The organism is Mesorhizobium sp. M2A.F.Ca.ET.039.01.1.1 (assembly GCF_003998035.1).
Classification (GTDB): Bacteria; Pseudomonadota; Alphaproteobacteria; order Rhizobiales; family Rhizobiaceae; genus Mesorhizobium.
The window spans coordinates 1-8,595 of the sequence record NZ_RZRY01000244.1 but is presented as its reverse complement, the minus strand read 5'-3'; the positions used below and the strand labels follow the sequence as shown (position 1 = coordinate 8,595).

The following is an 8,595-nucleotide window of genomic DNA, read 5'->3' as shown; positions in this document are numbered from 1 at the left end:
GCTGAGAGTCGAGATGGGGCGGCTGCGCGCGGAGCTCGCCGGCTTGGCCGAGATCAATGCGACCGCCGCCGGGTTTGCGCTGACGCCCCTCAATGCCGCCGACGTCGTCGTGCTGGCGCCGCCTGTCGAGGAGGAACACGGCGCGGTGCTTGCCTTCCTGACCGATGGCGAGGCCTGGTCGAGCTCCGCGCTGGCGATCGCGCTTGGCGCCAGCGCGCGCACCGTGCAGCGAGCGCTGGAAGAACTGTCGACGCAGAATAAGGTGCAGCCGGTCGGCCGCGGCCGGGCGCGCCGCTGGATGATGCCGCCGGTGACCGGATTCCCGACTGTGTTGTTACTCCCGGGGCCGCTGCCGACCGACTAGTCTGCGGCCATTGTTCGAATGGAGGCTGAAAATGAAACGAGCCGCTGCCGAGATCCTGCGCGAATACGGACCGTTCCCCGGCGTCGAGCGCGTCAATGGCGTCACCTATGACGGCCAAAATATCTGGTTCGCCAGTGGCGACAAGCTGAACGCGCTCGATCCCGACAGCGGCAAGATCGTGCGTACGATCGATGTCGCCTCGCATGCCGGGACTGCCTTCGATGGTGAGTATCTCTACCAGATTGCCGAGGATCGCATCCACAAGGTCGACCCGAAGATCGGCAAGGTCGTCGCCACCATTCCTGCCCCCGGCAATGGCGGCGATTCAGGCATGGCCTGGGCCGAGGGTTCGCTCTGGGTCGGCGAATACCGGGCGCATAAGATCCATCAGATCGATCCTGAAACAGGCAGAGTGATCCGCACGATCGAATCCAAGCGCGTCGTCACCGGCGTCACCTGGGTAGACGGCGAGCTCTGGCACGCCACCTGGGAGGGCGAGGAGGGCGACCTGGTGCGCGTCGATCCCGACACGGGCGACGTGCTGCAGGAGCTGGCGATGCCCTCCGGCGTGTCGGGGCTGGAATCGGACGGCGGCGGCTGCTTCTTCTGTGGCGGCGGCAGCAGCGGCAAGATCAAGGCCGCGAAGCGTCCGGGACACGGCGCCAAGTAACGGGCTGGCGAAAGGGCGGCGCGGTCAGGCCGCTTCGCGCGCCGGCCGCGTCATGGGCTTGCTGGAGGCTTTCGCGGCGTTCGGCCCGTCGACATGCGCCCAGGCCGGCCGCTCGAACAGGAAGGCGCCGAAGCCGATGCGCTTGACGATGAAATAGAGCACCACCGGGCTGATGACCGAGACAAGCAGCACAGCTAGGCTCAGCATGCCGGTGTCGGTCAGAAGGCCGCTCGCCAGCATGACACCGCGGAAGATCGACATCGGAATGGTGAAGGCGACATAGACGACCAGCGAATGCTCGCCGAGCCAGCGCAGCCACTCCATGGAAGCGAATTTCGACAGGAAGCCGCCGGCCACGCACAGCGCCACCGCGCCGGCCACGGCAAGCGCCAGATGCAGCGGCGGCCAGGCCGCCAGGCCCATCTGCATGCCGACCGGCTGCATGGCGTAGCCCGGCGAATAGACGAGCAGCCCGTTGACGAGCGCCCAGGCAAGCAGGCCCGCGACGGCGACCGCCGGCCGCGTCTGCGTCCATTCGACCAGCCGGAAGATCAGCGGCGCGAGCACGAAGCCGAGATAGAAGAACACGAAGTAGGCCGCGAACTGCTCGAGCGCGTAGCTGTCGGGCTTCGGCGCCCACATCTGCAGCGCGGCGGCAGCCAAGATGACGATCCAATGCGGCACTTTGAATTCGCGCAGAACGCGGATGACGATGCCGAAAACCGCCAGCATGTAGATGAACCACAAGACGCCATAGGGCTGGACGACGGCCATTGCGAGGTCGTGCAGCATGCCGGCGGGGTCGCGGCTGAAGATGCCGATCTTCAGTCCGATCGAGATGAGCGCCCACAGCACGTAGAAATAGAGATAGTGGACGACGCGGCGGTCGACATAACGCCGCCACGGCCGGTCGATCACCTGCGACAGGAACAGGCCCGAGATCAGGAAGAATTCCGGCATGCGGAAGGGCGTCGCGAAGCCGATGACATAATGCAGGAAGCCGACGCCGCCGGTGTATTCGCCGGTGTTGTAGGCCGAATACATCATCACCACCAGGATGATGGAAAGGCCTTTTGCCGTGTCCACCCACGGCATGCGGTTGGGGCTGCTCATGCGCGATCTCGAGGAAAATTCAACTGCCGCGATTGTAGCGGACCGACGAATGCCCCGCAGCAACAAGCTTACGATATCGTAAACGGAAACCTTGTTCGGGGCCCGCGTTAACCATCGCCTTACGGGGACCGCGCGGCGGCATGCGTCTCGCGCATCAAGACCGCCACGATCGCGCCCGACAGGAACGTCAATGCAGCAATGGCCGCAATCGCCGCGGCGAAGCCGAAGAAATCGGCGATCAGGCCGGCGGACAGCGCGCCGATCGCATAGCCGAGGTCGCGCCAGAAGCGGTAGACGCTGAGCGAGCGCGCCCGCCACGATGGATGCGAGGCGTCCGAAACGGCCGCGATCAGGCTTGGGTAGACCATCGCCGTGCCGAGACCGAGCAGCAGGCTCGCCAGCAGCCACCAGCCGAAATCGCGCGTCATGGCGGTCAAGAGAAGTCCCGCCGCCTGCACCCACATGCCGGCGACGATCAGGCCCTTGCGGCCCCACCGGTCGCTGAGCGGCCCGGTTGCGACCTGCAGGATGCCCCACACCGCCGGATAGACCGCTTTGAGGATGCCGATGCGCTCGACCCCCAGCCCGTTGGCGACGAAGAAGAGCGGGAACAGCCCCCAGCTCATGCCGTCATTCAGATTGTTCACCAGGCCGGCCTGGGAGGCGGCGAACAGGTTACGGTCCCCGAACGAGGTCAGCATGAAGATCTCACGGAAGCTGAGCGGCGAAGACTGTCTTGGGTGATTAGCCAGTTCCAGCTCCACATGCCCGCGTGTGTCGCGCACCAGCAGGATCGACAGCGCCGCACCCAGGATCGCGTAGACGACGCCGAGATAGATCGGCACTGGCCGCAGCCCGTAGCGGCTGGCGAGATAGCCGGTGAGGAAGGCGGTGATGCCGACGGCGAGATAGCCGGCGAACTCGTTGAGGCCGACGGCCAGTCCCCGCGATTTCGGCCCGACCAGATCGACCTTCATGATCACCGTCATCGACCAGGCGAGCCCTTGGTTGATGCCGAGCAGCGCGTTGGCGGCCACGATCCAGCCCCAGTTCGGAGCCCAGATGATGATGAAGGGCACCGGCAGGCCGAACAGCCAGCCGAGGACCAGCACGCGCTTGCGGCCCCATGTGTCGGCAAGCTGGCCGGAGACGAGGTTGGCGCAGGCCTTGACCACGCCGAAGCTGACGATGAAGGAGACGATAAGCGTGCTGGAAGCGACGCCGAATTCCTCCGCGCCGATCAGCGGCACGACGGTCCGCTCGATGCCCACCATCCCGCCAACGAAGGCGTTGATCAGCACCAGCAGCGAAAACTGCTTCCAGTTGGCCTTGAGGCCGAGCGCGACGGCGGTGGCGTTCACACTGGAAAACCGGCCTTTCTGAAGCCTGATGTGAAAAGCTCGAGAGCGACCGGGTCGGCGAACGGGAGACCTGAAATCAGCCGAACAGTCACGTCGTGTTTCCTCACCAGTGTTTCCTCGACTTCAGCGCGCGCCTTCTCCATCTCGCCCAAATGCGCGTAAGTCGCCGCGAGGAAGGCATGAGTGAAGAAATGGTCTCCGGCCTTCTGATACGAACCGACGGCTTCCGAGTACTTGCCAAGCAGGAAAAGGGAGCTGCCCTTCACCTCCCAAAACCATGTCGGAGGCAACGGGTCGCGCAGCAGCGCACTTTCGAGCACGTTGAGTGCCGTCTCGGCCCGACCGCCGTAATTGAGCCAGCTCGCGTAATCCCCTGCTATGTTCACGTCGAGCGGGTTCAACGAGCGTGCTCGCTCGAAATGCATTCCCGCATCGCTGTGCTGGCGCATATGCGTAAGCACCAGCCCCATGCTCTGGTGACACACGCCGTCACTCCTGTCGAGAGCGAGCGCCGCTCGTGCCGAGTCCCAGGCGTTCTGCAGCGTGCGGGGATCGTTGTCGTACCAAAATCTGCCAACGAGGGCCTGGGCGAGGAAGGCGTGGCCTTGAGCGAATGTCGCATCGAGCTCGACACACCGAACGAACAGCGGCTCGGACTTGTCCAGTTCATATCTATGGAAGAGCGCGCGCCCTTGCAGATAGTAGTCGTATGCATCCCAATCGGCTGGAGGCTTGCGCCTGGAGCGTCCTGCCGAGTCGGCCTCCGTTTGGCCTTCGACCATTGAGGCGATGAGCGCGGCAACCTCGTCTTGCAATGTGAAGATGTCGTTGAGGGCCCGGTCGTACCGTTGGGCCCACAGGTGGGTGCCGGTGGCGGCGTCAATCAATTGTGTGGTGATGCGAATGCGATCGCCGAGCTTTCGTATGCTGCCTTCGACGAGGTAGCGAACCCCGAGTTTGCGACGGACTTCAGCGATGTCCGGTGCCGGATGGCGAAACTGAAAAGACGAGTTGCGTGCGATGACGAGGAGGGAGCGAAATCTGGCCAGCTCCGTGATTATGTCCTCGGTTATGCCGTCACTGAGATATTGCTGGTCCTGATCGCCGCCCAAATTGGCAAAGGGCAGCACCGCAATCGACGGTTTGCCGGATGCCGGCATCGGTTTGGAGGGTGTGCTCGCCACCGGCTCAATCGTCCCGGTGAAGCGGTAGCCGACGCGAGGCACAGTGGCGATCCACTCGCCGCCGTTGTCAGCCGGACCAAGAACCTTTCTTAGTGTCGCGATCTGGACGGTAAGGTTGCCTTCCTCAACGGCGGTGCCCGGCCAGGCAGCGTCCATCAGCTCAGCCTTGGTCACGATTTCGCCGGGCCGTGCCGCAAGCGCGGCAAGCAACGTCAGCCCACGATTCCCAACGGCGATCGTGATGCGCTCTTTAAGGAGCGTCCCGGTGTCGGGATCGAGTACGAACGGACCAAAAGCGATGCGAGTCCCGTGCATGTGCACATAGTAGACGCTTGGAAAGTTTTCGGAAAAGGGTTTGAGAATGGCAAAACCGGTAACTGGGGCGTTCCGCGCGCCGCCTCGAGGACAGGATGCCGGAATGGAAAGCGGCCAGCCTGCCGGTGGCGGCGGCCGCCTGATGGTGCGGCTGGCTGATTGACCCGGGCGCGCCGGCAGATCAACGTGCGATGGCTTACAAAAGCTGATAGCATCCCTCGATGCTTTCTCCACGAGGCTTGAGGGTCACCATGTCTGCGCGTTTCTATTCGCTCCTGCTAACGTTTCTTCTGATTGCACCCAGCGCCTTCTCGGAGACGCTGAAGCTTCCGGACAATCTGACGGGGTTCAGTTCCCCTGCCGGAGAAGGCTTTCTTGCCGAGAGCATGGCGAAGGAAGCCTATTTCCCCCTCGCGAGCAACTTTCTCACGCAAAAGACGCAGGCCTATTGCGGCGTGGCCAGCATCGTCATGGTGTTGAACGCGCTCAACGTTCCGGCGCCTTCGGTGCCCGAATACGAACCTTACAAGACGTTCACGCAGGATAATGTCCTGAACGAGCGCACGGAAACCATTCTTCCTCGTCAGGTCCTCGACAAGCAGGGAATGACGCTCGACCAAATCGGGGCCATTCTTTCCACCCAGCCGATCAAGGCCGAGGTCCGCCATGCTTCGGATGCCAGCCTCGAGCAGTTCCGCATCCAGGCCAGTTCGTTCCTTGCCAAGCCCGGGCACTTCGTCATCGTCAACTATCTGCGCAAGGCGATGGGCCAGGAGAAAGGCGGGCATATATCGCCACTGGCCGCTTACGACGAGAAAGCGGACCGCTTCCTGATCCTCGATGTCGCCCGCTACAAATATCCGCCGGTATGGGTGACGACGGCCGACCTGTTCGGAGCGATGAGCACGGTCGACAGCGACAATGAGAACAAAACCCGCGGATATGTGCTGATATCGTCGCCTTCGGGACAGTAGTTCAGCCGAACTTCCAGCGGAGAACGCCCACAAAGGCCCGCGCCGGAGCCTGTGGGTCCTAATTTGCCTCGAAACCAAGAAGGCGGAGCGGTTCGCCGTTTCCGTGAAATGCTCCGCGTTGCCCGTGAGCCCTCAGTCCTTGGCGCGCTCGACGTATGACCCGTCTGCGGTCATCACCACGATGCGCGTGCCGGCGGAGATGTGCGGCGGCACGGCGGTGCGCACGCCGTTGGAGAGCACGGCCGGCTTATAGGAGGAAGACGCCGTCTGGCCCTTGGTGACCGGCTCGGTCTCGACCACCTCGAAGGTGGCGCGCTGGGGCAGCGTCAGCGAGATCGGCACGCCGTTGAACTGGGCGAGCTGAACGGCCATGCCTTCCTGCAGATAGGGCGCAAAGTCGCCGACCACGGCTTCCGAAGCCACGACCTGGTCGTAGCTTTCCGGGTTCATGAAGTGAAAGCCTTCGCCGTCGGAATAGAGGAAGGTGTGCTCGCGCTCCTCGACATAGGCGCGCTCGACCATTTCGGTCGTGCGGTAACGTTCCGAGACCTTCACCCCGTCGCCGATACGGCGCATGTCGAGCTGCGTCACCGGCGTGCCCTTGCCAGGGTGGATGTTTTCGGCAAAGAGGATGACATAGAGCTTGCCGTCCTTATCGACGACGTTGCCTTTGCGTAAGGAGCTGGCGATGACCTTGACCACGATATTCGATCCTGTTCGAGTTTTTCGGCCTGCAAGCGTCGATTTCCGCGAAGCGGCGACGGCGGCCATCGCGTGCGCCCTAGCGCATCTTGCGCCGAACCGCCAGTCTTCCGCGCGATTTTCCTGCCCATGACCGCCGCTTCGCCCTGGTGGATGCCTGATATCCATGCCGACCGCCGGCCCCGGCTGATGGCGCGCAACGCAATTGCCGCCGCGCTTCGCGGCTGGTTCTCGACACGCGATTTCATCGAGGTGACGACCTCGGCGCTGCAGGTTTCGCCGGGCAACGAGGCACACCTTTCCGCCTTCGCCACCGAGGCGTTCGGCCCCGACGCATCGCGCCACCCGCTCTATCTCCACACCTCGCCCGAATTCGCCTGCAAGAAGCTGCTCGCCGCCGGCGAGGAGCGCATCTTCAGCCTCGGCCCAGTCTGGCGCAACCGCGAGCGCGGGCCGCTGCATCATCCCGAATTCACCATGCTCGAATGGTACCGCATCGGCGAAACTTACGAGCGCCTGATGGACGACTGCGCCGAATTCCTGGCGCTCGCCGCGGAGAAGGCCGGCTCCAGGCGTTTCCGTTTTCGCGGACGTGAGGCCGACCCCTTCGCCGAGCCGGAGCTGCTGAGTGTGGCAGAGGCTTTCACTCGATATGCCGGCATCGATCTTCTGGCGACCGTCGGGGCTGACGGAAGCACGGATCGCGACGGACTTCATGCCGCGCTGGTCAAGGCTGGCCTGCGCACCGCGCCCGACGACAATTGGGCCGATCTGTTCAGCCGGGTGATGGTGGAGAAGATCGAACCGGCGCTGGGGCGGGGGCGGGCCACCATCCTTTACGGCTATCCGATTTCGGAAGCGGCACTTGCCCGCCCGAGCGCCGAGGATCCGCGCGTTGCCGAGCGCTTCGAGCTTTATTGCTGCGGCGTCGAGCTCGCCAACGCCTTCGGCGAGCTTACCGACCCGGCAGAGCAGCGCCGCCGCTTCCTCGCCGAGATGGACGAGAAGGAGCGCGTCTATGGCGAGCGCTATCCGCTGGACGAGGATTTCCTGGCGGCCTTGGCCATCATGCCGCAGGCAAGCGGCTCGGCGCTGGGCTTCGACCGGCTGGTGATGCTGGCGACGGGGGCAACGAGGATCGAGGACGTGATCTGGGCGCCGGTGGCCGGATAGCACGCCCTTTTCGACCCTGCGCATCCCACACTAACCACCGCGATTGCCTTGAGATTGCCGCATCCGCCATTGCACTAGCGTGGGTGGAACAATAGATGGTGCGACAGCTGGCGCTTTGGCATGCACAAGACGATGCGACAGGTGCCGCAGGGGGTGACAAAGTGCATGGCCCTGACAGATTGCATGAACAAACAGGAACAACCTTATGACCGATAAGCTCGACGCAGCGAAATTGACCGATCGCGTGACGGCGCTCGTCGAGGCCGCCAGGCGTGCCGGCGCCGACGCGGCCGACGCGGTGGCGGTGCGCGGCCGCTCTGCCGGCGTGTCGGTGCGGCTGGGCAAGGTCGAGGGCACCGAATCGTCGGAGAGCGAGGATGTGTCGCTGCGCGTCTTCGTCGGCCAGCGCGTGGCGAGCGTCTCGGCGACCGCCGCTTCCGATCCGAAATCGCTTGCCGAGCGCGCCGTCGCCATGGCCAAAGTCTCGCCCGAGGATCCGTTCCAGGGCCTCGCCGATCCCGCCCTGCTTGCCCGCAATTTGCGCGATCTCGACCTTTTCGATCCGACCGAGGTGCCGGCCGACCAGTTGAAGGAGGCAGCTCTTGCCGCCGAAGCGGCCGCATTGGCCGTCAAGGGCGTCACCAATTCCTCGGGCAGCAGCGCCAGCGCCGGCCTGGGTGGCCTGGTTCTCGCCACCTCGCATGGCTTTGTCGGCCAGTATGTCGCCTCGCGTTTCTCG

Annotated in this window: 8 protein-coding genes and 1 pseudogene; 5 read left to right on the top strand and 4 right to left on the bottom strand. The window is 64.0% G+C overall.

Annotation, left to right across the window (positions count from 1 at the left end; all coding sequences use genetic code 11):
• Positions 1 to 364 (top strand): annotated as a pseudogene (locus tag EOA24_RS18980) (helix-turn-helix domain-containing protein); the annotation flags it as partial.
• A gap of 31 nt (positions 365 to 395) precedes the next feature.
• Complete coding sequence (locus EOA24_RS18975; protein ID WP_126083138.1) at positions 396 to 1,034, top strand: DUF5074 domain-containing protein; 639 nt, start codon at positions 396 to 398, stop codon at positions 1,032 to 1,034.
• Between the two features lie 24 nt (positions 1,035 to 1,058).
• Here EOA24_RS18975 and EOA24_RS18970 read toward each other — a convergent pair whose 3' ends face one another.
• From EOA24_RS18970 to EOA24_RS18960, 3 genes are all read right to left on the bottom strand, one after another.
• Positions 1,059 to 2,147 carry an acyltransferase family protein gene (locus EOA24_RS18970; RefSeq protein WP_127255592.1) on the bottom strand — a complete coding sequence of 363 codons (1,089 nt, stop codon included), beginning with the start codon at positions 2,145 to 2,147 and terminating at the stop codon, positions 1,059 to 1,061.
• Between the two features lie 119 nt (positions 2,148 to 2,266).
• Positions 2,267 to 3,508: an MFS transporter gene (locus EOA24_RS18965; protein ID WP_126083136.1), complete on the bottom strand. Its 1,242-nt coding sequence runs from the start codon at positions 3,506 to 3,508 to the stop codon at positions 2,267 to 2,269.
• A complete protein-coding gene (locus tag EOA24_RS18960; protein WP_245501821.1) occupies positions 3,505 to 5,241 on the bottom strand; it encodes a winged helix-turn-helix domain-containing protein in 1,737 nt (578 codons plus the stop codon). Before EOA24_RS18960 ends, EOA24_RS18965 begins: the two co-directional genes overlap by 4 nt.
• A 17-nt stretch (positions 5,242 to 5,258) precedes the next feature.
• Here EOA24_RS18960 and EOA24_RS18955 point away from each other — a divergent pair, with 17 nt between their 5' ends.
• Positions 5,259 to 5,981 (top strand): phytochelatin synthase family protein, encoded by a 723-nt coding sequence (locus EOA24_RS18955; protein ID WP_126083135.1) that lies wholly within the window; start codon positions 5,259 to 5,261, stop codon positions 5,979 to 5,981.
• 132 nt (positions 5,982 to 6,113) lie between these two features.
• On the opposite strand, the gene efp is transcribed toward EOA24_RS18955, so the two are convergent.
• Complete coding sequence (efp, locus tag EOA24_RS18950) at positions 6,114 to 6,683, bottom strand: elongation factor P (protein WP_042646394.1); 570 nt, start codon at positions 6,681 to 6,683, stop codon at positions 6,114 to 6,116.
• A gap of 129 nt (positions 6,684 to 6,812) precedes the next feature.
• On the opposite strand from efp, the gene epmA reads away from it, so the two are divergent.
• Together epmA and EOA24_RS18940 are read left to right on the top strand one after the other, a co-directional pair.
• The gene (gene epmA, locus EOA24_RS18945; protein ID WP_126083134.1) at positions 6,813 to 7,856 is read left to right on the top strand and encodes an EF-P lysine aminoacylase EpmA; all 1,044 of its coding nucleotides are present in this window, start codon (positions 6,813 to 6,815) and stop codon (positions 7,854 to 7,856) included.
• Positions 7,857 to 8,061: 205 nt separating this feature from the next.
• A partial coding sequence (locus EOA24_RS18940; protein ID WP_281059890.1) for a DNA gyrase modulator occupies positions 8,062 to 8,595 on the top strand: 534 nt, incomplete at its 3' end.